The organism is Devosia alba, assembly GCF_039938915.1.
GTDB classification, from domain to species: Bacteria; Pseudomonadota; Alphaproteobacteria; order Rhizobiales; family Devosiaceae; genus Devosia; species Devosia alba.
Genome location: NZ_JBDUUI010000005.1, coordinates 234196 through 260863 on the forward strand (window position 1 = coordinate 234196; position 26668 = coordinate 260863).

Genomic DNA, 26668 nt, shown 5'->3' on the forward strand with positions numbered 1-26668 from the left:
GGCCGCGTCAAATGGGAAGCGCTGGCGCGACGCGGCACGCCCAAGAGCGCATTTGACCCCTGCCATTAGCGCGTGCTACCAGCCAACAAAATGCCGAAAACTCGGCATGGGGCCCATAGCTCAATGGTTAGAGCCGACCGCTCATAACGGTCTGGTTCCAGGTTCGAGTCCTGGTGGGCCCACCACTTAATCCCTTGATTGTCGGACCAAATTAGGTCTGAATCGATTCCAAGGAATCGTGAATCGATCGGCCCTTTTGTCATTAGAGATCGAGCTTTGAAGCTGCCGTACGGCGCGGGCAGACCAGCGCAGTCAGTGATCATAAAAAATATCGGAGCCCGTGATACGAACGGCGCTCATTTATCGGTTGGGAGTACTGACATATGGATGAAGCGCACTATCGGGATGAACTCTTGTCGATCCTTCGCATGAATTCTGCGAAAGCTCTTGAAACGCTTCAAGCTTTCGATGCGGCTTTGCCGGAAAAGGCGCGTGCTATCCAGATCATGGTTCATCCTGACCAGGACGACAGCGGAATGTTTGCCGTTTTGATACATCTCAATGGCCCAGACCTCTACGTTCTCAACAAGGCGATCAGCAACTGCCGTTATTTGTTCGAAGCGCGATATGTCGACGGCAAGCTTGAGACCGAAGTCCCACTTTTCGATCCCGAAATCGTGCCTTTCCAGGTGAATGATGTGATCGTCGACACCGCAATAATCTGGGTTCAGGAACTATGGAAAACGTTCGGTGGCACAAAGGCGGGCCTACCAGCCTCTGTTTTCGGTGAAGAGGATTATGGCACCCAAGGGATTGTTCAGATGTCGGCATGACGCTGCTTGCCAAACATGCAATTCGACTCACGATTCCTTGGAAAGTTGTCGAAATCGATTCACAATTCCTGGGAAAACTGATTCAGCGTTTTTTGGCGACTCTAGGAAATGCCGGCGTCTGAGCGATTCACGATTCCTTGGTCACGACATTGATAATGCATAATTTTGCCCTCCATTTACGGACGGCACATGGGTTTTGCGAGCTGAGCAAGCCCACGCACCGGCCTGGTGAAGTCCAAAATCTGCCCTTGGCTTTGAGATGGTCGGGCGCAAATCGTGCCGAGACGCGCCGGGTGGGCGCGCAAGCCATGCGAGTACTTTCGGGACAACACACGACCGCCGGAGTTTGCTCAGATGAGCCGCGAGGACGCCGGCATCACTACCCGATGCGGCTTGCGCCTTGTAAGCGGGCGTTAACTTTGGCGCACGGTATCGCTTGGCATTTACCCAACATACTAAGCTGCCTGCCTATCCTGAGGACCTGAAGCGCCACATGGCGTCGGTACTGAGGTGAGTGACGTGAGCCGATTTGCTGGATTGTTGAATACCGGTGTCCTGGCCGTTGGATTGACCATGCTGTCACTGACGGGCTGCTCGACAGCCAACCTGAGCAGTTTCGGCACCAGCAGTGCCAGCATCCCCGAATTGCGGGCCGGGTCCAGCTATACGGCCGATGTCGCACTGGCTGAGGCGCGCAGCCATTTTCACGGCAATGATTTCGGCTACTCAGCGGCGCTCTACAAAAAGGTTGTCGAGTTGTCGCCAAATGATGCGCAGGGCTATATCGGGCTGAGCGCCTCCTATGACCGGCTGGGGCGGTTTGACCTGTCAGATCGCGTCTACGCGGCGCTCTATAAGATTTCCGGTGGCACCGCGCAATACTACAACAATGTGGGCTACTCCTATCTGCTGCGCGGCAATGCCGTTGGTGCGCTGACAAATTTCCGCAAGGCGGCGGCGCTCGACCCCAATAATGCGGTGATCGACAACAATATCCAGATGCTGGCCTACTCATCGGCCAGGTCGCGCGCCTGACCCGTGGTCAGGCGCCCGGACTGGTCTGAGCGGCCAGTCCACGCGCACGCGATCTATCCAGCGTCTTGCCACCCGCGGACCAGCGCATAACAGTGTCAGGCTGTCAGCATGTGCGGCTGGCGGTCATTTCCGGCGGCCAGCGAAAATGTGCGATGGGCGTTGTCTGGATCAGGGGCTGGGGGCGGCGACCGAGTCGGCCGGGATCACCGAGCCATTCCTGCCAAGCCCGGCCGTGGACCTCATCGAGGCCGGGTCGATCGTCTCGCGCTCGAGATTGGCCTTGACCGCATTGCCCGAGCTGAAGGCGACGCGATCCGTGTGCTGCAGATAGTCATAGGTGCAGCCACTGAGCAGCAGGGCCGCCGTGAGGAGCACGGCAACAGTCCCTGCCATGCGGGATGGGTGCAGCGGGCTCAATTGGTCCCCTCCGATCCAAGATCGATGATGTAGCCATAGGGACCGACGATCCCCTCGCCGGTCTGGAAGCTGCGGATCATCTTGCGGGTCACTTCCATTTGCCCGAGGGCGAAGAACTCAAGGTCATTGGCGGCCTGGGTCGCGTCCAGCGGCGACGCGGGGGTCTGGCCGGCAATGGAGGGCTGGACCAGGCGCGGCGTAACGATGACGACAAGTTCGGTGTCGTGCTTCTTGTAGCCCGACGACTTGAACAGGGAGCCGAGAATGGGCACGTCGCCGATCCAGGGCAACTGATCCTGGCTGAGGCTGGTATCGGCCTGGATCAGGCCGGCAACCGAAAAGCTCTGCCCGTCGCGCAACTCGACAGTGGCATCGAGATTGCGGGTGTTGAAGATGGGGTCGCCGCCGGCGGTATAGCCACCGATAACGCTGACCTCGGGCGCCAGGTGGATCTGGATGCGGTCGCCCAGCACCATGGGCGTAAAGGTCAGCCTGACGCCGAAATCGCGGTAGTTGAGCGTGACATTGCCGTTGGGATCGGCGACGCGAATGGGGACCTGGCCACCGGCCAGAAAGCTCGCCTTGACGCCCGACAGGGTGGTCAGATTGGGTTCGGCCAGGGTGCGGACCAGGCGCTTGCCTTCCAGCGCCTTGATCGTGGCATTCAGGCTGATGCCCGAAACGCCCGCCAGAACACTGGTGGCGAATGAGGAGAATGAACCGGCATTGGCTGCCGGACCGCCGGCGCCCCCGCCAATGCTGGCCTGGACGCCGCCGATCGAGCCGCCCCAATTGATCCCCAGCTCACGGCCCGCGTCGCGCTGGGCTTCGAGAATGCGCACCTCGAGATTGACCTGTTGGCCGCCCACCAGCGTTATGGTGTTGACCACGGCGGGGCTGCCATATTGGGCGACGATCTCGAGGGCCTTGTCCATCGACAGGGAGTCCGGGACCGTTCCGGCGAGGCGAACCCGACCGTTGACGGTGGAGACCTGGATGCTGGAGCTTGGCACCGCCGCACGAATGGATTGGGCGATATCGGCGGTGTCGGCGCCTACTTCGACAGCGAGCAGACCGATCGGCACGCCGGTGCTGGAGTAGAGATTGACGGTGGTGGTGCCAAAGGTCTTGCCCACCAGATAGAGCGAACGGTCGGTGATGGGTTGGGCGTCGGCAATGGTGGGGTCAGCGGCCACGATCTTGTCGACCGGGCCAGAGACGGTCACCGTCACCGCCTGGGAGACCGGCATGTTGATGCGCAGCACCGAGGTGGTGGACAGATCGTAATGCACGGTCTGCGCCATGGCATGGCTGGAGCCGGCAAGCAGCAGTATTGCGGCGGCGCGCAGCAGGGTGGTCACTATGAATGTGCGCAGATTGCCTGGGGCTTTTGTCATCTGTTCGCTTCGTTGTGGTTCGTCGGTTGATCGGAGCCTATCTGGCCTTGATCAGTGCCGCCTTAATGGGGTCACCGCGGCTCTCGGGCACTGCCCGGGTTCCAGAACGGGCTGGTGATCCGGATGGACTGATTGGTGTTGAGCTCGGCGATGGCGTCCGGTTCGGCGAAATCTGTCATCGCGCGCAGGGCCAGGGTCAGCGGCCCGAGCGAGGACGCATTGACCAGGATTTCGGCTTGCTCCTCATCGAGTTCCAGCGTGGCAATGGCATGATCGGCAAAGATCTCGGCGCGTGGATTGTCCGGATCGGCGGGGGCGCCGGTCTGGCCGGTTTCGCCCAGCCGTGTGTTGATCGCCAGGACACGGGCATTGCGCAGGACCGTTTCCGAGGTCTGACCGGCAGATGAAGGGCGGGTCAGAATGACGTCGACATGATCATTGGGCACGATGAAACCGCCGGAGGCGGCTTGGGCCGACACCGTTACGGAGACGCCGCGCATGCCGCTTGCCAGAACCGCCGACAGATAGCCCTGGGCATTGCGGGCCAGCTTGTCCTCGCGAATTGGGTCGCCGGCGAAGATCTCAAAGCGGGCCAGCGTGCCCGTCATCTCGGCTATGGCCTGGGGCGCATCGTCTTCGGTGACATAGTGGGCGTTGATCGAGTCAGTGGGCCAGTATTCCCAGGCGACCGTGGTTTCCGAAAGTTGCTGGCCAATGCCGATGGCTTGCGTGGCGACGAGAATGCGGGTGCCCGTTGGCGGTGGTGCGACGTCGGCGACAACGCTGGGCACGACCTGCTCGGGCGCTGGGCTGGAAACCAGAAGGGCGGCGAGGCCGCCTGCGGCCAGCGCAATGACCAGCAGCACCAGCCGGGCCGGTTTGAACATCGAGCCGCGCGGCAAGAAAAACCTGCTCTTGTGTTCAGCGGCAGCACCCCATTGCAGGCCATTGCGCAGTTCATCAAAATTCCGGCGCTCGCCAATGAGGCGCTCGGGTCCGGAATAGGTGTCGGAATTTGCCACACGACGATCGCCCATGCGGCGCTCTTCGCGCATCTGGCCGGATCCGCCGTTATCTGAGTCCGTAAGACTGACCCGTGGATGCCGGCGCCGCTCAATCCCGGTCAGCTCAGGCGCCTGGGCGCCCGGCTGGCCAGTAGCGGGCGCTGGCGCAGCTCGCGCATTGTCCGTTGCGGCATCAAGTGAAACACGCCTGAGCAAAACAGCCTCGCAGATGCGATCGGCTGGTTGGGATTGACCGCAAAATGGACCGTCGCCCCACTAGCCTAGCGATGAGCAATCACCGTTGCCTTTTAAAACGGGCATAAATTGTCGTTTCGATCTTAAGGGCTTGGTCAGGTTCGAGTCCGGGCGGAGCGAGGGATTGTCCTATTCGGCCGGTTCCGGCTTGGCGCTGGCTGCGTCCAGTTCCTGCTCAAGCCGTGCTTCTTCCTGGGTTCTGGGCTGCGAAAATCTGGCGAGCAGCAGATAGGCCGCCGGGGTCAGGTAGAGCGTGGAGATCGCGGCAAAGCTGAGGCCACCGACCATTACCCAGCCCAGCGCCGAGCGCGCCTCTGCGCCCGCGCCGCTGGCCAATACCAGCGGCAGACCACCGAGAATGGTGGCAATCATGGTCATCATTACCGGCCGCAACCGAATATTGGAGGCCTGCTCGATGGCTTCGCGCACGGGCAACCCTCTGTCGCGCAACTGGTTGGCGAATTCGACGATGAGAATACCGTTCTTGGCCATGATGCCGACGACCAGCACCAGTCCGATCTGGCTGAAGATATTGAGACTCCCCCCGGTCACCAGCAAGGCATAGAGCGCCGCGGCGACGCCGAACGGCACGGTGGTCATGACGATGATTGCGCTCCACAGGCTCTCGAACTGCGCCGCCAGGACCAGCAGAATGATGACCAGGGCAAAGCCGAAGGTTATGAGCAGGCCATTATTGGCCTCACCAATGGTGCGCGCCTCGGCCAAGGGAATGATCGAGACCCCCTCCGGCAGCAGGGGGCGGGCCAGCTCCAGCGTCTGATAATAGGCGTCGCCAAGCGCGATGCCGCCATCCAGGCTCGCAGTCACCGGCACGGCACGGCGCTGCTGTTCCCGGCGCAGCGAGGGCGGCACCGCTGACTCGACAATGCTGGCGATGGTCGACATGGGCACAAACCGCCCGTCGCCGGTCTTGATGAACAGGCTTTCGAGGTCGCGTGGATCGTTGATCGGGTTGCTGGTCGAGACCAGGCGGACGGTATAGCTGGTGTCATTGATGAAGACATTGCCGATGTCGCTGCCGTCGATCATGGCCTGCAGTGTGGTGGCCAGGCCATTGATGTCGATGCCCAGGGCGTCGGCCTTGGCCCGGTCGACCGTCAGCGTCAGTTGCGGCTGGGTGGTATCGAAATTCACGCTGACGCGGCCAAAGCGACCGTCCTGGTCCAGCAGATCTGCGATTTGCTGGGCCGTGTCGGCGAGCACCGTGTAGTCCGATCCGACCACGGCGAACTGCAGGCCGGCGCCGCCGCCGCGAATGCCCAGGCTGTTGCCTTGCCGGACCGAGGCCCGGATGCCGGGAACCTGTGTCATCAGCGCATTGATCTCGTTGGCGATTTCCGCCTGGGTGCGGTCCCGCTCGCCCCATGGCGCGAGGGTGAGGACCATGAAGCCGCCCGTGCCAAAGCCGGAAAGCACAAAGATCGACTGCACTTCGCCATTGTCGAGATAGGGCTGCAACATGGCTTCCACCCGCGTCATCTCGGTGCGAACGTAATCAAGACTAGCGGTGTTGGGCGCCGAGATGCTCAGGGCAAGCTGGGAGCGATCTTCAGGGGGCGTGATTTCCTGCCGCAGATTGCCAAACACGAAATAGGACGAGGCGGCGAACACCAGGGCGATCAGCACCACGACGAAAGGATTGGCCAGCGCGACCCGCAGGGTGACCCGGTAGAAGCGCGCCATGCCGCGCCCTATGGCGCCAATAATGCCACCGTGCTGACGGGCGTCCTGAGCCTTGAGGAAGCGTGAGGCGATCATCGGGCCCATCGACAGCGCAACAACCGATGAAATGAGCACCGCGATGGCCAGGGTGAAACCAAACTCCCGGAACAGGCGCCCGGTCTGGCCCTGCAGGAAAGACAGCGGAACGAACACGGCGGCCAGCGTCAGGGTCGTGGCCACAACGGCAAAGAACACTTCCTGGGTACCCAGCACAGCGGCGGCGCGGGGGCCCATTCCCATGTTCTTCCGCCGCACGATGTTTTCCAGCACCACGATAGCGTCATCCACGACCAGGCCGGTCGCCAGGACCAGCGCCAGCAGGGTGATGATATTGAGGGAGAACCCGGCCAGGTAAATGCCGGCCACCGCACCAAGCAAGGCGATAGGCATGGCAATAGCAGGCACGATGGTGGCGCGCCAATCGAGCAGGAACAGGAAGATCACGGCAACGACAACGGCCAGTGACACAGCCAGTGCCACCTGAACCTCATGCAGCGCCCCCTCAATGAACACCGCATCGTCGCTGGAGACCTTGATCTCGATACCCTCGGGGAGGGTGTCGTTGAGCCCATCCACCGCGGCATGGATGCCCTTCGATATCTCAATGGTGTTGGACTGCGCCTGCCGCACGATGCCCAGACCGATGCCGGGCTTGCCATCCGAACGCAGCGCGGAGGTGCTGCCGGCGGCGTCGAATACCACCGTGGCCACATCGCCCAGACGCGTGCGCCCTTCGATGATGATGTCTTCAAAGTCGCGCGTCGTGGTGATCTCGGAGATCGCCCGAACGGTGATGTTCTGGTTGGGGCCGTTGATGGAGCCCGCCGGCGCGTCAAAGGCGATGGTGGACAGTGCATTGCGCACATCGGCCACCGTCAGCCCGCGACTGGCCAGCTTGAGCGGATCGATATCGACTTCGAAGGCAGTGTCGCGCGTGCCGTAGACCTGAACTTCGGAGACGCCGGCTACCGCACTGAGGCGCTCGGAAATCACCGCTTCGACCACTTCGCTCATCTCGGCAATCGACATGGTGTCTGACGTCACGGCGAGCCGGATGATCGCCTGGGCGTCGCTGTCGGCCTTGTAAATGACCGGGTCGTCGACACCATCGGGAAGGCTGCGGCCGGTACGGCTGAGCGCATCGCGCACATCGGAGGTGGCCACATCAAGATTGGTGCCGTCGGTAAATTCCAGCGTGACGCGGCTGCGGCCCGTCGATGAACTTGACGAAATCGAGGACACGCCCTGCACGCGCGCGACGGCACCCTCAATGATCGCGGTCACTTCGCGGTCGACGGTCTCGGCTGCCGCGCCACTGAATTCAGTCGATATCGACAATACCGGCTGCTCGACGCTGGGCAGTTCGCGCACCTCGGCCCCCAGCAGCGCGGCAAGGCCAGTAACCACAATCAGCGCATTGACCACGGCGGCCAGTATCGGACGGCGCACGAAAAGCGATGCCAGCGTGCCGCCGCGCTCATTTTTCTGGGCAATGGACATGGCCGGCGCTCCTCGGGACTCAGGGTTGGGGGATGGCCGTTTCGGCAGTGCCATCAGGACCACTGAGCAAGGTCACCCTGGCGCCATCGCTCAGCTGCAATATGCCCTCGGTTATGATGGCGTCGCCGGCTGCGAGATCGGCCCTGACCAGAACGCCATCGCTGTTGCGTTGCACGATTTCGGCGGGTACGCGGACCGCCTCCCCGTCAACATATTTCCACACATATGAGCCCTCGGCAGACCACAGGATCGCCAGAGGATTGACCGCCGGATACTGCTCTCCGGGAAAGCTCAGGGCGACCGAGAAGGACATGCCCGCGCGCAGCGCGCCGTCGGCATTGGGGATCTCGGCCTGCACCTGCAAGGTGCGGCTGGCGGGGTCAATACGGCTGTCGATGGCGCGGATCGCGCCCGGGAACTGACGGCCCGCCAGGGCGGTTGCGGCCACGGTGACGGGGGCGTCGAGCGCGATGGCCGGCGCGTAACGCTCCGGCACCCAGAAGTCGATCAGGATCGAGGAGGCGTCATCGATGGTGGTGATCGGCGTCTGTGCGGTGACATAGTTACCCGGCGTTACGCTGATCAGGCCAATCGTTCCGGCGATCGGGCTGGTAATGGTGCGGCGGGCCAGGGCGACTTCGGCGTTGCGCAGGGCCAGATCGGCATTGGCGGAGGCCAGCTCGGCAGCGGCCACTGCGGTGGTGGCCACCAGGCTGGAACTGGCGAGGCCCTGCGTGCGGGCCAGGGTCGCGCTGGCATCTTCTGCAGCGAGTACGGCGCGATCATAGTCAATCTGCTCGTTCTCGGACTCCAGTCGCGCCAGAACCTCACCCGCAGCGACGATCTGGCCGGGGCGAACCAGCACTTCGGCAAGATAATCGCCAGCGGGGGAGGAGATGGTAACCGAGCGCGCGGCCGTTCCCTCGCCGATGGCGGTGAGGGTGGCGTTGATGGTCGCCAGGGTCGCCGGCGTCGTCACGACATTGGTCTGTCGACCGCCGGCAGCTCTGCCGCCGCCATTGGCTGGCGCGCCGCCGGGCCGCGTTTCCTGAGCGGGCGAAGCGCCGAAAGGCAGGGCGATGCCATAGTTGGCGAGGGTAAGCGTGGCGCTGGGAACAAAAACGATCCAGGCCGCAACTGCGATGGCCAAAACTACCATGGACGCCAAAAGTTGCCGTATCAAATCCAAACCCCAGACTGTCCAAAGCGCGAAGCGTTGCCGGCTAGCGGCTATGGATGAATTACCAGAGCGACGCCCTCATTCACAATGAAGAAAGCCCGCCAAACATTACAATGCGGTAAGGCCGCGAGCATGCCGTGCCCTGATCGGCCCCCGGCAACTGGCACGGCGTCCCTCCCATTGGCTGCACCGGGCCCCTGGCAATGGGGCCGAATGCGGGCGGGCGGAGATGGGGCCGGCACAATGCCCTGATCAGCGTTGACCTCGGAGCATGATCAGGCCCAAATCCCCCTGTACCGCGCAGGCCACCGACTGGTTTCCACCAGATTCGCGACAGAACCGGCATAAGCGCCGGCTTGCAGACAGGGCGGTCAGGTGTCAGGTGGCTAAACCATTGCGGAATGCGCTCGAAGGAGACCAGGCTTTCATGAATGACGTGAACGCAACCGTGGCCTTTGCCGAGCGGGCCGACATTGTGGCGCAAGGACTGGCGGTCGATCCGGAATTTGGACTGGATGAGCAAGCCATAGCCGAGCGACGCACCCGCCATGGCCCGAACCAGCTGCGCGCCCATGCCCGGCAGAACGTCTTCGTTATTCTGGCACATCAGTTCAAGGGCGTAATCGTCTGGTTGCTGGCGTTTGCCGCGGCACTGTCGTTCTATTTTGATGACATTGCCGAGGGCAGCGCGATCATTGTGGTCCTGGTGATCAACGCCCTGATCGGTTTTGCCACCGAACTGCGCGCCGCCCGCACAATGGAAGCATTGTTGAATATCGCCACGACCACGACCCGGGTCCGGCGCGCGGGCAAGACAGTGCGCATCGACGCACAGGAGCTGGTGCCGGGCGATATTGTCCTGCTTGATGCGGGGGATATGGTGACCGCCGATTTGCGGCTGGTGCAGGCCTCGAACCTGCAATGTGACGAATCCGTGCTGACCGGGGAATCGGTGCCCGTGGCGAAGCAGACCGAGCCGGTGTCACCGGATGCGGCGATCGGGGACCGGGCCTGCATGGTCTTCAAGGGTACGGCGATCACCCAGGGGACCGGCACCGGAATCGTCACCGCCACCGGGATGGCAACCGAACTTGGCCATATCAGCCATCTGGTGCAGACCGCCCAATCCACGGCCTCGCCGCTGGAGCAGCGCCTCGACCGGTTGGGTCATCGACTGGTCTGGCTGACGCTGGGGCTTGCCGCATTGGTGATCGGCGCGGGCACTCTGCGCGGCCTCGAAATGGCAATAATGATCCAGACCGGCATTGCCCTGGCCGTTGCGGCAGTGCCCGAAGGATTGCCGGTGGTCGCCACACTGAGTCTGGCCCGTGGCATGTGGCGCATGGCGGCGCGCAATGCGATCATCTCGCGCCTGTCATCGGTGGAGACACTGGGCGCGACCACGGTCATCCTCACCGACAAGACGGGCACGCTGACCGAAAACCGCATGACGGTTGTGCAATATCTTGTCTCCGACACGACGCTGGACCTGACCCGGCAGGGCTCCGCCGTGCAGTTCGAACGCGACGGGCACATGCTTGATCCCGGGCAGGACGCGCGCCTTGGGGCGTTGCTGCGGATTGGCGCGCTGTGCAACGGCGCGTCGCTGGGGCAAGCCGACGATACTTCGTCGGGTGATCCGATGGAACTGGCGCTGCTGCGGGTCGCGGCGCTGGCCGGGCAGGGGCGCGAGACACTGTTGCCCGAATGCGAAAAGATTGGTGAGCACGCCTTTGATCAAGCCAGCAAGATGATGGCGAGCGTGCATCGGGACAGCGAGGGGATATTCTACGCGATCAAGGGCGCGCCCGAGGCGGTGATCGACAGCTGCACCCAGGTTCTTGGCCCGGACGGTATGGAGGATATGGACGCTGCGGTGCGCGCCGATTGGCTGGCGCGCAGCGGGGCTGCAGCCAGTGACGGGCTGCGCCTGCTCGCCCTGGCGATGAAGCGCACAGATCGCGACGATGTCGTTCCCTATGAGAACCTGACACTGGTCGGCATGGTCTGCCTGCGCGATCCCTTGCGCGGCGATGTTGCCGAGGCCATCGCCGCTGCCCGCGCCGCCGGTGTGCGTATCGTGATGATGACCGGCGATCACGCCGATACCGCCGCCGCCATCGCGCGCCAGGCCGGACTGGGCGCGGATGGCCACGTGCTGACGGTGATCGAGGGGGATGAACTGACCGGCCTGGATCCGGAAACGGTTGACGGGGCGCTGCGTGACCGAATTCTTGCCGCCGACGTCTTTGCCCGTGTAACCCCGGCAACCAAGCTGAACCTTGCAACGCTCCATCAAAACAGCGGCCACATTGTAGCGATGACCGGTGACGGGGTGAATGACGCTCCCGCCCTCAAGAAGGCCGATATCGGCATCGCCATGGGTCAGCGCGGCACCGAGGTGGCGCGCGAAGCGGCAGCCATGGTGCTGACGGATGATTCCTTTGGCACGATCATCGCTGCCATGCGGCAGGGACGCGTGATTTTCGACAATATCCGCAAGTTCGTCATCTATCTGATGTCATGCAATGTCAGCGAAGTGCTGATCGTCGGCCTGGCCGTCGGCGCGGGTCTGCCCATGCCCCTGCTGCCGCTGCAAATCCTGTTTCTGAACCTTGTGACGGATGTTTTCCCCGCCTTTGCCCTTGGGCTTGGTGCAGGCGATGACACGGTCATGAACCAGCCGCCGCGTGACCCGACCGAGCCGATCATCGACCGCATCCGCTGGATTACCATTGCCGTGCTGGGCGGTGCGATCACCCTGGCGACGCTGGCCGCATTCTGGCTGGCGCTGCATTGGTTGCTGCTGGACCTGGGGCCATCGGTTACGGTGGCCTTCCTGACGCTGGCGCTGGCGCAGTTGTGGAACGTGTTCAATGTGCGGGCGCCGGGCGGGCGGCTTTTCGTGAATGCGGTGACCTGCAACCCCTGGGTATGGGGGGCCATAGCGCTGTGCCTCGGTCTGATCGCTGCGGCGCTCTGGGTGCCGGGCCTGTCGGCCATCCTCAAACTGCCCGACCCCGGCGGCGCCGGCTTGCTGCTGGCGATGGGGGCAAGTCTTGGTCCCCTGCTCATCGGGCAGATCTTTATCGTTCTAAGATCGGCCCGGCTGTGACATTGCCAGAGGGGGGCGGATGGCGTGTCGCCGATTGGTGGCTTGCTGGCGAGGGCCGCTGAACCCGGTGCGCTGACGCCGTGTTGCCGCAAATATCATTAGACCTGCGTGCCAACGCGCCTTAATCTGCCAAGCTGACTTGATTGGTGACAGCGGACACTGGGCATGGGCCCAATCCTGCGTCCTGCACGGTCCACTTGACGTTAGATCATCGCGGACCCAAGTCCACAAAGTTCGAAGATAGTTTGCAACGGGCCGGAAGCGGTCCGGAAAGGAATGACAGTATGACCGCCTGGGATAAGAAGGAGAGCGTTGGCTCCACCACTGGTGCAGGTGCCCCCGCACCGAGCGACCGTAACACGCTCACCGTCGGTTCGGACGGCCCCATTCTGCTGCACGATGTGCACTTTCTCGAACAGATGGCCCATTTCAACCGCGAAAAGGTGCCGGAGCGGCAGCCCCATGCCAAGGGCGCCGGTGCGTTCGGCGTGCTGAGCGTCACCGAGGACGTGTCGGCCTATACCAAGGCGTCGCTGTTCCAGAAGGGCGCCTCGACCGACATGCTGGCGCGCTTCTCGACGGTTGCCGGCGAAATGGGCAGCCCCGACACCTGGCGCGACGTGCGCGGCTTCTCGCTCAAATTCTATACCGACGAGGGCAATTACGATCTGGTCGGGAACAACACACCGGTGTTCTTCGTGCGCGATCCGATGAAGTTCCCCCACTTCATCCGCAGCCAGAAGCGCCTGCCGGATTCCGGCCTGCGCGACAACAACATGCAGTGGGACTTCTGGACCAATAACCCTGAAAGCGCCCACCAGGTGACCTATCTGATGGGTGAGCGCGGCCTGCCGCGCACCTGGCGCCAGATGAACGGCTATGGTTCGCACACCTATATGTGGATCAACGCTGCCGGCGAGAAATTCTGGGTGAAGTACCACTTCCACACCAATCAGGGCATGGCGTTCTACAACAATGCCGAAGCGTCCGCAGTGGCCGGCAGCGATGCCGATATCCATCGCCGTGATCTGTTCGAGGCCATCGCCCGTGGTGAGCATCCGAGCTGGACGCTGTCGGTGCAGGTCATGCCCTATGCCGAAGCCAAGGGTTATCGCTTCAACCCGTTCGACCTGACCAAGGTGTGGCCGCATGCCGACTATCCGCTGATCAGGGTCGGCACCATGACGCTCAATCGCAACCCGGAGAACTTCTTCGCGCAGATCGAGCAGGCGGCGTTTTCTCCCGGCAACACGGTTCCCGGCATTGGGCTGTCGCCCGACAAAATGCTGCTGGGCCGGGCCTTTGCCTATAATGATGCGCAGCGGAACCGCATCGGCACAAACTTCCACCAACTGCCGGTCAACCAGCCCAAGGTGCCGGTGAACAGCTACATGTTCGACGGCCAGATGGCGTATCAGCACAGCGGCAGCGCGCCGGTTTACGCCACCAATAGTGGCGGGCGCCCATGGGCCGACGAGACCGGCCCGGTGGCCGAAGGCTGGGAAGTCGACGGCGAGATGGTGCGCAGCGCCTATAGCCTGCACGCCGAAGACGACGATTTCAGTCAGCCCGGCACAATGGTGCGCGAAGTCTGGAACGATGCGCAGCGCGATCAGTTTGTCGATCAGGTGGCGGGAAGCCTGTTGGGCGGCGTTCGGGAGCCGGTGCTGAGCCGCGCCTTCGCCTACTGGAAGAGCGTCGACGCTGCCACCGGTCAACGCATCGAGGACAAGGTTCGCTCCGGCAACGCGCCTGAGCCGGCAGAGGGCATGGGCGAAGGCGGCTAGTCCCAGCCAAACCTCTTGCCCGCCGGTCTGTGTCCATGCGACCGGACCGGCGGGCACGCTAGTTTCAGGGGGTGTCGGTAAAGACAGCCCTGTCGACCGTCATGCGCCAGAGCCGGGGCGGTGGTGCAGTGCTGGCAGTGATCACTTGCTGTTGTGCGTTTACTGGCGGCGCGTCCGCGCCCCGGCCCGCCAAATTCGTTTCTGTCGCCAGCACAGTCGTGTCTGGTGCCACGCTTGAGATGAGCGCCCACGCCCGTACCACCGCCACTATCTCGCTGGTGGTCGGACCGACTGCGCTATTTGCACCCCGATTGAGATTTGTCGGCCAGTTTGCCGGCTGACGAGCGCGATTCTGACGGACGAAACCCTGTTCGAAGGGAGCTCCGCCAGATCGCGTTCGGGTTCGCCTTGCTTGGCGATGCGCGCGTCGGGGCACAGCTCGCGTGGAGGTTCGTCGGTGTATTTTCTGTCAGCATAATCATCGATGTTGACATTGAAATCGCCACATGTTCGTAGTTGGGGCGTGTTTCTGTCGACAAAAACGTCATCGATAACGATGAGATTGTGTCGATGGTCTCAAAGAGGAGAAACCAATGAACTTCAAAAAAGCTCTTTTGCCGCTGGCTATGTTTGCGGCACTCGCGACTGGTGCCGCCCAGGCACAGGTCAATGTCATGCTGCCAGCCAATCCAGGCGGCGGCTGGGACGGCACGGGCCGTCAGGCGATGCAGGCGATGATTGACGCCGGCATCTATAGCGGCGGGGTGAACTTCACCAATACGGGCGGCGCTGGCGGCACTATCGGGCTGGCCGAATTCAAGAACTCGCAGTCCGGCAAGGCCGATGCGCTGGCGATTTTCGGCGCCATCACAGTCGGCGCCATCGACATGAACAAGTCGCCGATCTCGCTTGCCGACTTCCGGCCGATTGCCCGGCTGACCACCGAATATGATGTGATCGCGGTCAAGGCGGATTCACCGTACCAGACGCTGGCTGAATTCGTGGCTGCCCTCAAGGCCGACCCCGGCGCCACGGCTGTTGGTGGCGGTTCGGCCGGTGGCGTGGACCAGATCGCGCTGGCGCTGCTGGCGCAGGCCGGCGACGTGCCGGTGAACGATCTCAACTATATTCCGCAGGCCAGCGGTGCTGAAACCGTAACCGGCATCATCAATGGTACGCTGGTGGCAGGGTTCTCCGGCGTGTCCGAGTTCGCGCAGTTCGCCGAGCAGGGACGCATTCGCATCCTTGGTGTCACGGCGCCTGAGCGGCTGGCCGGTATTGATGCCCCGACTTTCAAGGAAGCCGGGTATGACGTGGAAGTGGGTAACTGGCGTGGTGTACTGGGCTCGCCCAACATGCCGGACGACAATTACGCGCTCTGGGTCGAGAACTTCAAGAAGCTGAACGAGAGCGAGCAGTGGCACAAGGTTCTGGAAACCCAGGGTTGGGCCCAGAACTATCTCGGCGGCGCCGAATTCGGCCAGTTCATCGCTGATGAGACGGTGCGTATCGGGGCGGTGCTGAAGGATGTCGGACTTGTCGACTAATCCAGGTTCCGGCTTGCCCGAAACCGGGAAGGGAGGCGGCGCTCGCGCCGTCTCCCGTCCGTGGTGGCTGGGGCTTGCGGTCATCGCGCTTGGCGGCGTCTGCCTTTATGGCTCGACCTCCCTGGCGCAAAGTGCGCGCTATTCCTCGATCGGTCCGGGCCTGTTTGTCACGATTGCGGGCGGCGGGCTGGTCATCCTGGGGGTGATGCTGCTGGTGCAGATTGCCCGCGGCGAACAATTCGAGCCGCAGGACGCAGAAGATGCCGCGGGCGACCTGAAGGCCAATCCCGTCGCGCTCGGCACGGCCCTGGCTGCGGTCCTGCTGCCCATTTTTACCATAGAGACCTTGGGCCTGCCGATCACGGCCATGCTGTCTTTCACGCTGGTGGCGCGATCATTTTCGTCGCGCAAGCCGCTGCTCGACCTTGTTTACGGCGCGATTCTGGGTACGGCAGCCTGGTTCCTGTTCTCCGGTCTCGGGCTGCAGCTCGGGGCATTTCTGCCGATGGCGGGGTTCTGACATGCAATCCTTTGAACTCCTGCTGCAGGGCTTCTCGGTTGCGCTGCAACCAACCAATCTGATGTGGGCGCTGCTCGGTTCGGTACTCGGCACGGCGATCGGCGTCCTGCCGGGGATCGGTCCGGCGCTGACCATTGCGCTATTGCTGCCCGTGACCATTTCGGTTGCGCCAACGTCGGCTTTCATCATGTTTGCCGGCGTGCTGTACGGCGCCATGTATGGCGGCTCCACCACATCCATCCTGATCAACACGCCGGGCGAGTCCGGCTCAATGATGACGGCGCTGGAGGGCAACAAGATGGCCCGCTCGGGTCGGGGCGCCGCAGCCCTTGCCACGGCAGCCATTGGCTCCTTCGTGGCGGGCACCATTGCCACGCTGCTCCTGACCTTTGCAGCGCCGGTGATCGCGGAAATTGCCTTCTACTTCAAGCCTGCCGACTATTTTGCGCTGATCATTCTGGCGTTTACCTCGGTGGCGGTGGTGATGGGAAGCTCGCGGGTGCGCGGGTTTATCTCGCTGTTCATCGGGCTGGCGCTTGGCGTGGTCGGCATCGACAAGATGACCGGCGCGGCGCGACTGACCTTTGGCGTGCCCGGGCTTTTCGACGGCATCGAACTCACCGTGGTGCTGGTGTCGCTCTTTGCTGTTGGCGAAATTCTCTATGTCGCCAGCCGCTATCGGCGCGGCGCCGGGGATACGACGGCGCTCAAGGGACAGACGTGGATGACCAAGCAGGACTGGAAGCGGTCCTGGAAGCCCTGGTTGCGTGGCACCGCCCTCGGCTTTCCGATGGGTGCCCTGCCTGCTGGCGGCTCTGAAATTCCCACCATGCTTTCCTATACGCTGGAGCGCAAACTCTCCAAGCACAGCGAGGAATTCGGACACGGCGCGATTGAAGGGGTGGCGGGCCCGGAGGCGGCCAATAATGCCGCCGCGGCCGGCATGCTGGTGCCGTTGTTGACACTGGGGCTGCCGACGTCGGCCACTGCCGCCGTGCTGCTGGCGGCGTTCCAGAATTATGGCCTGCAACCGGGACCATTCCTGTTCACATCCAACCCCGAGCTGATCTGGGGCCTGATCGCTTCGCTGTATATCGGCAATGTCATGTTGCTGGTGTTGAACCTGCCGCTGGTCGGCATCTGGGTGAAGCTGTTGCTGATCCCGCGACCGCAGCTCTATGCCGGCATACTGGTGTTCGCCATGATCGGCATCTGGGGCCTGTCAGGACAGGTCATCGATCTGATCGTCATGGTGACGGTCGGCATCGTCGGCTATGTCATGCGCGTCTATGACTTTCCCATCGCACCGGTGTTGATCGGGCTGATCCTGGGGCCCATGGCCGAGGTGCAGCTGCGCACGGCGCTGGCGGCTGCGCAGGGTAATCCGGTAGTGCTGGTTTCAACCCCGCTGTCGGCCATCATGCTGGTCATCGCGGCGCTGTTCCTGCTGGCCCCCATCGTGCTCAACCGCCTCAAGGCCAACGCTTAATCGAGCTGGCCCGCGGGCCAGCTTCACTGCCTGATTTATGAAAGACCACTCTGCGATGAAGAAGCATACTGTTCGAGTTCATCCCTCCGCCGACAACCTGCCGCGCGAAAATCAACTGGCTTGGCATATTGCCAGTTTTGCTGCCAATTGCGGTCAGCTCGATGCCGATGTGGTGGAGATGATTGCCTGCCGCATCGTGGACAATGCCAGCGTGGCGCTGGCGGCGATCAACCGGGCGCCGGTCGCCGCGGCGCGCGCCATGGCGCTGGCGCATCCGCGCAAGGGTGGCGGCACGGTCTATGGCCTGCCAGCCCAGGTGCGGGTCGATGCCGAATGGGCTGCCTGGGCCAATGCCACGGCGGTGCGCGAACTGGACTTTCACGATACATTCCTGGCCGCCGACTATTCCCATCCGGGCGATGCCATCTCCCCCCTGATCGCGGTGGCGCAGCAGATGGGGCTTGATGGCGCGGCGCTGGCCCGGGGCATCGCGGTGTCCTACGAGATCCACGTGGCGCTGGTCAAAGCCATCTCGTTGCACCAATACAAGAAGGACCATGTCGCCCATCTCTGTCCGGCCACCACTGCCGGTATCGGGGCGATGCTTGGACTGCCCACCGAGACCATTTTCCAGGCGGTCAATCAGGCGGTGCATCTGTCGTTCTCGACGCGTCAGTCGCGCAAAGGCGAAATCAGCTCGTGGAAGGCCTATGTGCCGGGGTTCTCGGGCAAGCTGGCCATCGAGTGCATCGACCGCGCCATGCGGGGGGAAGCCTCGCCATCGCCAATCTACGAGGGTGAAGAGTCCGTTCTCGCCTGGATGCTGGGCGGTCCTGACAGTCGCTATGACGTCTATCTGCCGGCCGATGGGGAAGCGCCGCGCGGCATTCTGGAAACCTATACCAAGGCCCACTCGGCCGAATATCAGGCACAGGCGCTGATCGATCTGGCAATCGAGCTTTCGGCGCAGATTGGCGATCTGAGCAAGGTGAAATCGATCCTGCTCGAGACCAGCCATCACACCCACAACGTGATCGGAACGGGCGCCAACGACCCGCAGAAGAGCGATCCGGAAGCCAGCCGCGAAACCCTTGATCACTCGATCATGTACATTCTGGCTGTCGCTCTTGAAGATCGCAAATGGCACCATGTCGACAGCTATACGCGCGAGCGCGCCCGCACCCCTTCGACCGTGGCGCTATGGCACAAGATCCGCACGGTGGAAGACCCGGAATGGACGCGACGCTATCTCGACGCTGATCCGGCCAAACGCGCTTTTGGTGGCAAGATTATCGTGACGCTGGCCGATGGAACTACCGTAACCGGCGAACGCGCGGTTGCCGATGCCCACCCCAACGGGGCGCATCCCTGGGCCTGGCCCGACTATGTCGGCAAGTTCGAGACGCTGAACCGTGGCGCGTTGGGCGATGGGGAACGGCAGAGCTTTCTGGCTGCGGCCAAGGGCTTTGCCGGTCTGTCGAGCAAGGCGCTGGACGGCCTGATCCCGGCGCTGCCGACCGGCGCGGTTACCCCGTCCAAGCCCACTGGCCAGGGCATTTTCGATCGCGGACTGGAGTAGCATCATGCTCAACCATGAGATCAACAAAGCCTTCCGTGCCCGGCTCAACCGGGGCGGCGCGATTCTGATGCCGGGGGCCGCCAATGCGCTGGCCGCCCGCGTCATTGCCGATCTGGGATTTGAGGCGATCTATCTGTCGGGCGCCGGGCTGACCAATACCTATCTCGGCATGCCCGACCTGGGCTTTATCAGCCTGCCCGAGATTGCCCAACATACCGCCACGATCCGTGACTCGACCGATCTGCCGATTGTGGTGGATGCCGATACCGGCTTTGGCAATGCACTCAATGTCCGGCACACCATCCGGACCCTGGAGCGGGCCGGTGCCAGCGCCATTCAGCTCGAAGACCAGGTCAGTCCGAAGCGCTGCGGTCACTTTTCGGGCAAGGACGTGGTGGACCTGGGGGAAGCACGCGGCCGTATCAAGGCGGCGGTCGATGCCCGGCAGGACCCCAATCTGCTGATCGTTGCCCGCACCGATGCCCGCGCCACCCAGGGCTTTGCGGCGGCCATCGAACGGGCGCAGGCGTTTATCGAGGACGGCGCCGACATCACCTTCGTGGAAGCGCCCGAGAGCGTCGATGAAATCCGCGATATCCCGGCACGGCTCAAGAACACACCGCAATTGGTCAATCTGGTGGTGGGCGGCCGCACCCCGATCATGCCGCTTGAGACGCTCGACAAACTGGGCTTCTCGCTGGTGCTCTACGCCAATGTCGCGCTGCAGGGGGCGGTTTACGGCATGCAGGCGGCGCTCGGCGAGCTCAAGAGCAAGGGCAGCCTGGATGAAGATGGCCCGGTTGCCAGCTTCAAGGAGCGGCAGCGCCTGGTCAACAAGCCCCTGTTTGATGAATTGGAGAAGCGCTACGTCAGTTCTTGAAGCCAAACTGGGCGAGCTGGTTGAACCCACCCAGCGCGATGCCGGAATCGATAGCGAGAGCACATCGCTTGCCGACTCATTGTTTGAGCGGTTGAGCGAGGCCATTGTTACGGGGAAATTCGCCCCGGGAAGCAAGCTGAGCGAGCCCCGTCTGGCCAGCCGATACGGGGTCAGCCGCGGACCGCTGCGCGAGGCCATTCGGCGATTGGAGGAACGCAAGCTGGTGACGCGCCTCCCCCGTCAGGGGGTGCGGGTCATCGTGCCCTCCAGCGCAATGGCAGGTGAACTGTTCCGTATCCGCGAGGTCCTCGAGGGCCTGGCGGCGCGCGAGGCCGCCCGAAACGCCACGCCGGAAGAGGTTGCCGAACTGCGCAACATGCTGGCCGCGCATGCCGAGGCACTCGCGGGGCCCGATGCCATGATCTACTGGCAGGCCACGGCCAATTCGGATTTCCACTTCAAGATTGCCAGAATGTCGCGCAGCCAGCATCTGTTCGAGTTGCTGTGTGGCGAATATTACACCCTGTTCCGGCTGTTTCGCATGCGACATCGCATTGTGCCCGGTCGTGCCAAGCGCGCCTTGATCGAGCATGTCCGGATTGTCGATGCCATAGAAGATGCCGACGCCGACCTGGCCGAACTGCTGATGCGCCGCCACATTGCGTCGGCCCGTGTCGGGATCGAGAGCAACGAAATTCGCCACGGCTTGTGAATGTGACATTTTGCCGGGTAGTTGGACTGTGATTATGCGGTTCGGATGGGTATTGGTGTCGGGGCAGCGTTAGTGCGCCAGTTCGAGGCCGGTTGCCGTGCGCAGCCCTAGCGTCGACGTTGTGTTTTCAAGTGAGTATTGTTCCATGAAATCCCCGGTCGATACCGTCATAGCGGCAGACAAGAAACTGCCGCTACCGACTATCTGGCTGTTCGCTTTGCCGCTGGCCGTGCTGGCACTGGGGCATACCATTTCGAACCTGATCCGGACGCTGCCGGCCATTTCGGCCGATGTGGTGGCGCAGGACCTGGCGGTATCAGCGGGCGATATCGCCGCCATGACCGGTTTCTATCATCTGGCTTTCGCGCTGGGCCAGATCCCGGTGGGCGTGGCGCTTGACCGCTATAGCGTCAAGTCAGTGGTTTCGGTGCTGCTCGCCCTGGTCGCCGTCGGCTCGGTGCTGGCGGCCTTGGTGCAGGGTCCTGCAAGCTTCATACTCACTCAAACGGTGCTTGGTATCGGGTGCTGCGGCATGCTGCTCTGTCCACTGACCTATGCGGCCCGCACGACTGATCCGCGCCAGTTCGCGCTTTGGTCTGCCTTCATTCTGGCAGTGGGAAATAGCGGCATGGTGGTGTCGGCCAGTCCGATGGCCTGGGTCGTCGAGCACCATGGCTGGCGGCTTGCCTATGGACTGCCGGCGCTGTTTGCGGTCATCGTCCTCATCATTGTGCAATTGGTTATCAAGCCGGCCCGGCCGACGACACACATGCCTGCCAATGTCTGGCCCGAGATCAAGGAAGTTGCCAGGATCGGGCTTTCCCCCGCGCTGCGTGGCGTCGTCGTTCTCGCCTTTGTGTCGTTTGCGGTGATGATCGGGGTGCGTGGCATGTGGGGCGGGCCGTGGCTGATGGACGCCAAGGGCCTGTCCAGACTGGCGACAGGAAACGTTCTGCTGGGGCTAACCCTGGTGCTGATCGTGATGCCCATGGTTGTCGGGTTGATCGACAAGCGCATGGGCCGGCCGCGCCTCCTGCTGGCCATCGGCCATGTCCTGGCAGGCGTCACGCTGATCCTGCTGCCAGCAGGAGCCAATGGTGGTCTGCTCGCAGGGTTGTTCGGCGTTGACAGTTTCTCTGCGGGCTACGATGTGGCGCTGATCATCGCCTTTGGAGCATTCATCTCGGTTCAGCCCCTGCTGTTTGCGCTGGGCCGTGCTGCCGTGTCGGGCCAACATGCCGGCAAGGCGCTTTCCGCGGTAAACCTGGCCTTTTTTGCCGGTGCTGCCATTATCCAGGCGCTTTCGGCGCCGGTGAACACTGGATTTGGTGCAGGCGGCGTGCTGATCTTTCTCGGTCTGTTGAGTGTGTCGGGAGCGATGGCGTTCTGGGCATTGCGTAAACTGGCCTAGAGGGCCAGGACGCAGCACGGCATCGGCACACCCTGATGTCATCCAGGCTGGCTTGACTTTAATTTTTTCGGGCTTACCTTTGTGAGCATGAGCCCGAATTTCAACATCCTCAGAGCAGTAAAACGCCGGACCAGTCCGGTCGAAGGATAGTTGCCCTAAACTTCGCTATGCGCCTGCATGCCAAGTTTAGGGATTTTGGGACTTCCCCTATTTCCAGTCAGTTGTAGTCAGCCGGATCATGATGTCCGCCTGCAACTATTAGTCGTACACGCGGAGACCACGATGCGCACGCATACTCTCAGACCCCAAATTCGTGTTGCTCAATCAGAGCATCAACAGCTTCTTGCTCTGGCCGCGGCCGGCAGTGCATCGGCGGCCGATAGCCTGCTGATAGAAATGGAGCGCGCCCGCGTGGTGCCCGATGCCAAGCTGCCCGAAGACGTCGTCCGCATGGGGTCACGCATACAGTATCGGACGGATCGCGATGATCTGGTCGATGTTACGCTGGTCTATCCAGCTGATGCCGATATCGCCCAAGGCAAGGTGTCGGTGCTGACGCCCGTGGGAGCCGCTCTCATCGGTCTGCGGACAGGCCAGTCCATCACATGGGAAGCGCGCGACGGGCGCAAGAACGTGCTGACGGTCCTGTCGGTGGTCCAGCCTGCACAAGCAGCCGTGGAGGCATAATTGAAACGCTGCTCTCCAGCCTTTCGGCAAACACAACACAGGCGTTTTCCCCTGGTCCGGTAGGCTAACTGCCTCTGGATCAGGGGGTGTCGCTGTCGGCAACCTTTCATGTTCCAGGAGTTTTCCATGACCACCGAGCTTCCAGTCGTCCTCACCGCCAGAGGCTTCGCGCTTCTTGAAAGTCTGTTGCAGCAGCATGAGGCGCCGTTTGCCGGCGCTGCCGAAATTGTCCGCCGCAAGCTTGATGCAGCCATTGTCGTGTTTCCGACCGATGTTCCCGCCAATGTGGTCACGCTCAGGAGCCGTGTCCGGTTCTGCGTGGATGGGGCGACGGCAGAAGAATGCACGTTGATTGGCGGACCCGACGACGCGGCCTACGGTCCCACCCTGCTGGTGACCTCGCCCAGGGGTCTGGCGCTGATCGGGGCGGCGGCCGGCCAGACGGTGCCGGCCCAACTGCCGGATGGATCAGAGGAAATGATCCGCATTGAAGCGGTGCCCTATCAGCCCGAGCAGCGGCGCTCCCGCCTGGACCTGCAGGTCATTTCGGGGCGAGACCTGCCGGAGCCCGCCAGATTATTCTCGTCGGCTCGTTCACGCCAACCCGTCGCCCCATTCGGGGGCGATGATGATCCAGGACCAAGCGCCGCCTGAACGGTTCCGTGTTGTAGCAATTGAACGCATGCTCGGGAGACTATTGTGGGCTTCTTTTCGGTCAACCTTCCTTCGATCGTGGTGGCGGAGTCGGATCGGCACGATCTGCTGGTTCTGGCCATGGGTGGCGCTGGTCACAGCGCTGACGAGGCCGACAATCTACTGCACGAACTGGGGCGCGCCAGGGTCGTTGATGATCAGCAGCTTCCGCCTGACGTAGTGCGGATGGGATCGAGCGTCCTGGTCGGTATCGACGGCGGCGAGCCGCAGATATTGCGGCTCTCCTACCCACGCGAGCAGGGGAACAACAGGGTATCCATCTTCTCGGCGATTGGCACCGCGCTGCTGGGGCTGCGCCGCGGCCAGACCATCAAATGGACCGATCGGGACGGAAAACCGCACGAGGTCACGGTGTATTCCGTCAGTGACGGGGAACATGCCTGAGCCGTTCTGAGTAGTGGCGATGGCAGCTTGCCAACACCCTGGGGGCACTGGCCCTGTGCCTTGCCGGGTGCTCGATGGACAAGGGCGGCAGCACCCCTAACCCGGCTGCACTTTTCTTGTTCCCTTGGTCAGGTTGAGCGGCGGTACCGTGGTTTCGGTGTTCGGCAGCAGAATGGTCAGAAAGCCCAGCACAAGCAGGAGCGAGCAGGCATTGAAGACGTATTCGATGCCGACCTGGTCCGCGACGGCGCCCAGAACTGCCGCGCCAAGGGCACCAATCCCAAAGGCGAATCCGAACACGAACCCAGCCACCATGCCCACTTTTTGCGGCAGGAGTTCCTGGGCATATACCACGATGGCAGAGAAGGCGGACGACAGGATCAGTCCGACGAAGATGCTCAGAATGGCGGTGCCCATCAGGTCCATGTGCGGCAGCAGCAGGGCAAAGGGCAGGGCGCCCAGGATCGACCCCCAGATGACCTTGATGCGGCCAATGCGATCGCCGATCGGGCCCCCGAAGAAGGTGCCGACGGCGATGGCTGCGAGAAACGCAAACAGATAGCCCTGCGCTTCCTGCACCGGCAGATTGAACTTCTCGATCAGGAAGAAGGCATAGTAGTTCTTGAACGTCTCGATGTAGACGTATTTGCTCAGCAGCAAGGCACCGATAACGGCAAATGCCACGATCAGTTGTTTCCGCGGCACCGGGGAGCGAACCGGCGCGGGCGCGCCCGCGTTTCTGATCGAAATCTGGTGGTTGGTGTACCAGCGTGCCACCTGAATCAGCAGCAGGGCACCGAGCACGGCCAGCAGCCCGAACCATACCGTGCTGATCTGCCCCAGCGGCAAGACGATCAATGCTGCCGCCAGCGGCCCCAGGGCCGTGCCGGTATTGCCGCCAACCTGGAAGCTGGATTGCGCAAAGCCCAGCCGCCCGCCTGATGCCATGCGGGCTATACGCGACGCTTCGGGATGAAACAGGGCCGAGCCAACGCCCATGACTGCAGCCGCGACGAGCAACAGGAAGAACGAGTTGGCGATGGCCAGCAGAACGATGCCCAATGCGACAATCAGCAGGGAGACGGCAATCGTATAGGGCTTGGGCCGCATGTCGCCATAGAGCCCCATCAGTGGCTGCAGTATGCTGGCGGTGATCTGCTGCGCCAGTGTCAGCAGGCCAAGCTGGAAGTAGTCCAGATCATAGTTCATTTTCAGCAGCGGGAAGAGCGCCGGAAGCAGGAACTGGATAAGGTCATTGATCAGATGGGCGCCGCTGACCATGAAGATGATCGCGTAGGACGGTCCGGCGATTTTGGCTTGTGAGACTTGCATATTCTTCCATGCGGTAGCTGCCGGATCCGGCGGTGTTTCGAAGTGTGGTGGCACGCGCAGTGCCGCTACTCTGGCGAGGAACTCCCGCCTATACGCTGCGGCGGCGCCGCGCGCGCCATCGCCTGGGGGGTGACGTCAGTGCTGGAAGACGACCAGACTGGCGGCGGTCGCCATCATGGCCCCGGCGGCCTTGTTGAGACGACCCAGGGCGCGCTCGCTGCGGAACATGTCGCGGGCAGCCGAGGCCAGCCAGGCATAACCGCAGCCAATGGCCAGCAGGACAATCACCACAATGGCGGTCAGCTCGCTGAAGGCGACCAGGTTCATCTGGTCGAGCGGAATAACCGTGGGCAGAATGGCGAGGTAAAACACGATGGTCTTGGGGTTGCCCATGGTCAGGGAGAAGCCGGCGAGGAAGGTCTTGAGCCAGGCCTCGTTCCTGGGTTTCATCTGTTCGGCGCCGGGGCGTGCCGTCCAGAATTTGTAGGCGACGTAGAGCAGGTAGGCGGCACCGGCCCAGCGCACGACGACGAAGATCGGCCCGAAATAGGTGGCGATGGTCGCCAGCCCGAAGACGGCGAAAATGAAATAGGCCAGATCGCCCGCCAGAATCCCCAGGACCATGGGAAAGGCGCCCTTGAAGCCGCCACCCAGGGCCCGCGCCACCACTGCAGCAACGCCGGGCCCGGGAACCAGGACGGCGACGGCATAGGCAATAGTGAAGGTCAGGAGGGTGAAGGCATCCATGGTCGTGGTCTCGAATAGGGAGGCCGGACACTAGGCCGTCCGGCAGCGATTGCCAAGAGAGCAGATCCGGGCATCGGGGTTTGACCATGGGCGTTCTGGCGTGCCGAAATGCCGCCCGGCCTTTCAGCTTGCGGTTACACGGGTAATGGGCGGCCATTGGACCAGAAACTGTCGATATAGAACGGACCAAGGGCCGCCCATCACGATCCGCTTTTTTGGCGAGCTCCGGTTCAGGCGGTACCAGTATTGCAGGCCCCGCTGCCGAACCTCCATCCTGACTGGAAAAACGCCCCTCTCCCACGGTCTTCCCGCCCAGCCCTGCGTCGGGGCCGCGTGTTGGCGGGAACGGGACAAGTACGCGGGCGGTTTTGGGGGCGGGGACAAGATTTTCCGCGCGGGG

21 protein-coding genes and 1 tRNA gene are annotated in these 26668 nt (G+C 62.6%); 15 read left to right on the forward strand and 7 right to left on the reverse strand.

The genetic code is table 11. The features are described from left to right. Window positions 1-109 precede the first annotated feature (109 nt). The 3 genes from ABFY71_RS09920 (at window position 110) to ABFY71_RS09930 (ending at window position 1868) form a co-directional block, all read left to right on the forward strand. Window positions 110-185: transfer RNA gene (locus tag ABFY71_RS09920), tRNA-Ile, on the forward strand. A gap of 198 nt (window positions 186-383) precedes the next feature. Further along, window positions 384-833, forward strand: a complete 450-nt coding sequence (locus tag ABFY71_RS09925; RefSeq protein ID WP_347945826.1) for a DUF6389 family protein — start codon at window positions 384-386, stop codon at window positions 831-833. Between the two features lie 519 nt (window positions 834-1352). Further along, window positions 1353-1868 (forward strand): tetratricopeptide repeat protein, encoded by a 516-nt coding sequence (locus ABFY71_RS09930; RefSeq protein ID WP_347945827.1) that lies wholly within the window; start codon window positions 1353-1355, stop codon window positions 1866-1868. Between the two features lie 168 nt (window positions 1869-2036). Here the strand turns inward: ABFY71_RS09930 and ABFY71_RS09935 are convergent, their stop codons facing one another. The 5 genes from ABFY71_RS09935 to ABFY71_RS09955 form a co-directional block, all read right to left on the reverse strand. Next, window positions 2037-2285: a hypothetical protein gene (locus ABFY71_RS09935; RefSeq protein ID WP_347945828.1), complete on the reverse strand. Its 249-nt coding sequence runs from the start codon at window positions 2283-2285 to the stop codon at window positions 2037-2039. Then, window positions 2282-3682: a type II and III secretion system protein family protein gene (locus tag ABFY71_RS09940; protein WP_347945829.1), complete on the reverse strand. Its 1401-nt coding sequence runs from the start codon at window positions 3680-3682 to the stop codon at window positions 2282-2284. The genes ABFY71_RS09935 and ABFY71_RS09940 overlap by 4 nt, the downstream gene beginning before the upstream one ends. Before the next feature lie 71 nt (window positions 3683-3753). Beyond that, complete coding sequence (cpaB, locus tag ABFY71_RS09945) at window positions 3754-4719, reverse strand: Flp pilus assembly protein CpaB (protein WP_347945830.1); 966 nt, start codon at window positions 4717-4719, stop codon at window positions 3754-3756. A 351-nt stretch (window positions 4720-5070) separates the two neighbouring features. Then, window positions 5071-8184 (reverse strand): efflux RND transporter permease subunit, encoded by a 3114-nt coding sequence (locus tag ABFY71_RS09950; RefSeq protein ID WP_347945831.1) that lies wholly within the window; start codon window positions 8182-8184, stop codon window positions 5071-5073. A gap of 19 nt (window positions 8185-8203) precedes the next feature. After that, a complete protein-coding gene (locus ABFY71_RS09955; RefSeq protein WP_347945832.1) occupies window positions 8204-9343 on the reverse strand; it encodes an efflux RND transporter periplasmic adaptor subunit in 1140 nt (379 codons plus the stop codon). Window positions 9344-9791: 448 nt separating this feature from the next. Between ABFY71_RS09955 and ABFY71_RS09960 the strand changes: the two genes are divergently transcribed. From ABFY71_RS09960 to ABFY71_RS10015, 12 genes are all read left to right on the forward strand, one after another. Then, complete coding sequence (locus ABFY71_RS09960; protein ID WP_347945833.1) at window positions 9792-12479, forward strand: cation-translocating P-type ATPase; 2688 nt, start codon at window positions 9792-9794, stop codon at window positions 12477-12479. Window positions 12480-12763: 284 nt separating this feature from the next. After that, complete coding sequence (locus tag ABFY71_RS09965; RefSeq protein ID WP_347945834.1) at window positions 12764-14266, forward strand: catalase; 1503 nt, start codon at window positions 12764-12766, stop codon at window positions 14264-14266. 593 nt (window positions 14267-14859) lie between these two features. Next, window positions 14860-15813, forward strand: a complete 954-nt coding sequence (locus ABFY71_RS09970; RefSeq protein WP_347945835.1) for a tripartite tricarboxylate transporter substrate binding protein — start codon at window positions 14860-14862, stop codon at window positions 15811-15813. Further along, window positions 15803-16333 carry a tripartite tricarboxylate transporter TctB family protein gene (locus ABFY71_RS09975; RefSeq protein ID WP_347945836.1) on the forward strand — a complete coding sequence of 177 codons (531 nt, stop codon included), beginning with the start codon at window positions 15803-15805 and terminating at the stop codon, window positions 16331-16333. The genes ABFY71_RS09970 and ABFY71_RS09975 overlap by 11 nt, the downstream gene beginning before the upstream one ends. Window position 16334: 1 nt before the next feature. Then, entirely contained in the window at window positions 16335-17822 is a 1488-nt protein-coding gene (locus ABFY71_RS09980; RefSeq protein ID WP_347945837.1) for a tripartite tricarboxylate transporter permease, read from the forward strand. A gap of 55 nt (window positions 17823-17877) precedes the next feature. Further along, on the forward strand, window positions 17878-19401 hold the full coding sequence (locus ABFY71_RS09985) for an MmgE/PrpD family protein (protein WP_347945839.1): 1524 nt from the start codon (window positions 17878-17880) through the stop codon (window positions 19399-19401). Window positions 19402-19405: 4 nt separating this feature from the next. Continuing rightward, complete coding sequence (locus ABFY71_RS09990) at window positions 19406-20281, forward strand: isocitrate lyase/PEP mutase family protein (RefSeq protein WP_305579838.1); 876 nt, start codon at window positions 19406-19408, stop codon at window positions 20279-20281. After that, complete coding sequence (locus ABFY71_RS09995; RefSeq protein ID WP_305579837.1) at window positions 20250-20993, forward strand: GntR family transcriptional regulator; 744 nt, start codon at window positions 20250-20252, stop codon at window positions 20991-20993. The genes ABFY71_RS09990 and ABFY71_RS09995 overlap by 32 nt, the downstream gene beginning before the upstream one ends. Before the next feature lie 145 nt (window positions 20994-21138). Then, window positions 21139-22404 carry an MFS transporter gene (locus ABFY71_RS10000; RefSeq protein ID WP_347945840.1) on the forward strand — a complete coding sequence of 422 codons (1266 nt, stop codon included), beginning with the start codon at window positions 21139-21141 and terminating at the stop codon, window positions 22402-22404. Window positions 22405-22686: 282 nt separating this feature from the next. Continuing rightward, window positions 22687-23091 carry a nucleoside diphosphate kinase regulator gene (gene rnk / locus ABFY71_RS10005; protein WP_347945841.1) on the forward strand — a complete coding sequence of 135 codons (405 nt, stop codon included), beginning with the start codon at window positions 22687-22689 and terminating at the stop codon, window positions 23089-23091. A gap of 126 nt (window positions 23092-23217) precedes the next feature. Next, entirely contained in the window at window positions 23218-23745 is a 528-nt protein-coding gene (locus tag ABFY71_RS10010) for a GreA/GreB family elongation factor (protein ID WP_347945842.1), read from the forward strand. 45 nt (window positions 23746-23790) lie between these two features. Next, the gene (locus ABFY71_RS10015; protein WP_347945843.1) at window positions 23791-24189 is read left to right on the forward strand and encodes a GreA/GreB family elongation factor; all 399 of its coding nucleotides are present in this window, start codon (window positions 23791-23793) and stop codon (window positions 24187-24189) included. Between the two features lie 96 nt (window positions 24190-24285). On the opposite strand, the gene ABFY71_RS10020 is transcribed toward ABFY71_RS10015, so the two are convergent. Both ABFY71_RS10020 and ABFY71_RS10025 read right to left on the reverse strand, forming a co-directional pair. After that, on the reverse strand, window positions 24286-25521 hold the full coding sequence (locus tag ABFY71_RS10020) for an MFS transporter (protein ID WP_347945844.1): 1236 nt from the start codon (window positions 25519-25521) through the stop codon (window positions 24286-24288). A 135-nt stretch (window positions 25522-25656) separates the two neighbouring features. Then, window positions 25657-26268, reverse strand: coding sequence for a LysE family translocator (locus ABFY71_RS10025; RefSeq protein WP_347945845.1), 612 nt, complete (start codon window positions 26266-26268; stop codon window positions 25657-25659). Window positions 26269-26668: the final 400 nt, after the last annotated feature.

What these genes read in the sequence shown, in the direction of transcription:
- ABFY71_RS09925 (WP_347945826.1), top strand. Translation starts at nt 384, where the DNA reads ATGGATGAAGCGCACTATCGGGATGAACTCTTGTCGATCCTTCGCATG.
- ABFY71_RS09940 (WP_347945829.1), bottom strand. Translation starts at nt 3,682, where the DNA reads ATGACAAAAGCCCCAGGCAATCTGCGCACATTCATAGTGACCACCCTG.
- cpaB (WP_347945830.1), bottom strand. Translation starts at nt 4,719, where the DNA reads ATGGGCGATCGTCGTGTGGCAAATTCCGACACCTATTCCGGACCCGAG.
- ABFY71_RS09950 (WP_347945831.1), bottom strand. Translation starts at nt 8,184, where the DNA reads ATGTCCATTGCCCAGAAAAATGAGCGCGGCGGCACGCTGGCATCGCTT.
- ABFY71_RS09955 (WP_347945832.1), bottom strand. Translation starts at nt 9,343, where the DNA reads ATGGTAGTTTTGGCCATCGCAGTTGCGGCCTGGATCGTTTTTGTTCCC.
- ABFY71_RS09960 (WP_347945833.1), top strand. Translation starts at nt 9,792, where the DNA reads ATGAATGACGTGAACGCAACCGTGGCCTTTGCCGAGCGGGCCGACATT.
- ABFY71_RS09965 (WP_347945834.1), top strand. Translation starts at nt 12,764, where the DNA reads ATGACCGCCTGGGATAAGAAGGAGAGCGTTGGCTCCACCACTGGTGCA.
- ABFY71_RS09970 (WP_347945835.1), top strand. Translation starts at nt 14,860, where the DNA reads ATGAACTTCAAAAAAGCTCTTTTGCCGCTGGCTATGTTTGCGGCACTC.
- ABFY71_RS09980 (WP_347945837.1), top strand. Translation starts at nt 16,335, where the DNA reads ATGCAATCCTTTGAACTCCTGCTGCAGGGCTTCTCGGTTGCGCTGCAA.
- ABFY71_RS09985 (WP_347945839.1), top strand. Translation starts at nt 17,878, where the DNA reads ATGAAGAAGCATACTGTTCGAGTTCATCCCTCCGCCGACAACCTGCCG.
- ABFY71_RS09990 (WP_305579838.1), top strand. Translation starts at nt 19,406, where the DNA reads ATGCTCAACCATGAGATCAACAAAGCCTTCCGTGCCCGGCTCAACCGG.
- ABFY71_RS09995 (WP_305579837.1), top strand. Translation starts at nt 20,250, where the DNA reads ATGAATTGGAGAAGCGCTACGTCAGTTCTTGAAGCCAAACTGGGCGAG.
- ABFY71_RS10000 (WP_347945840.1), top strand. Translation starts at nt 21,139, where the DNA reads ATGAAATCCCCGGTCGATACCGTCATAGCGGCAGACAAGAAACTGCCG.
- rnk (WP_347945841.1), top strand. Translation starts at nt 22,687, where the DNA reads ATGCGCACGCATACTCTCAGACCCCAAATTCGTGTTGCTCAATCAGAG.
- ABFY71_RS10010 (WP_347945842.1), top strand. Translation starts at nt 23,218, where the DNA reads ATGACCACCGAGCTTCCAGTCGTCCTCACCGCCAGAGGCTTCGCGCTT.
- ABFY71_RS10020 (WP_347945844.1), bottom strand. Translation starts at nt 25,521, where the DNA reads ATGCAAGTCTCACAAGCCAAAATCGCCGGACCGTCCTACGCGATCATC.
- ABFY71_RS10025 (WP_347945845.1), bottom strand. Translation starts at nt 26,268, where the DNA reads ATGGATGCCTTCACCCTCCTGACCTTCACTATTGCCTATGCCGTCGCC.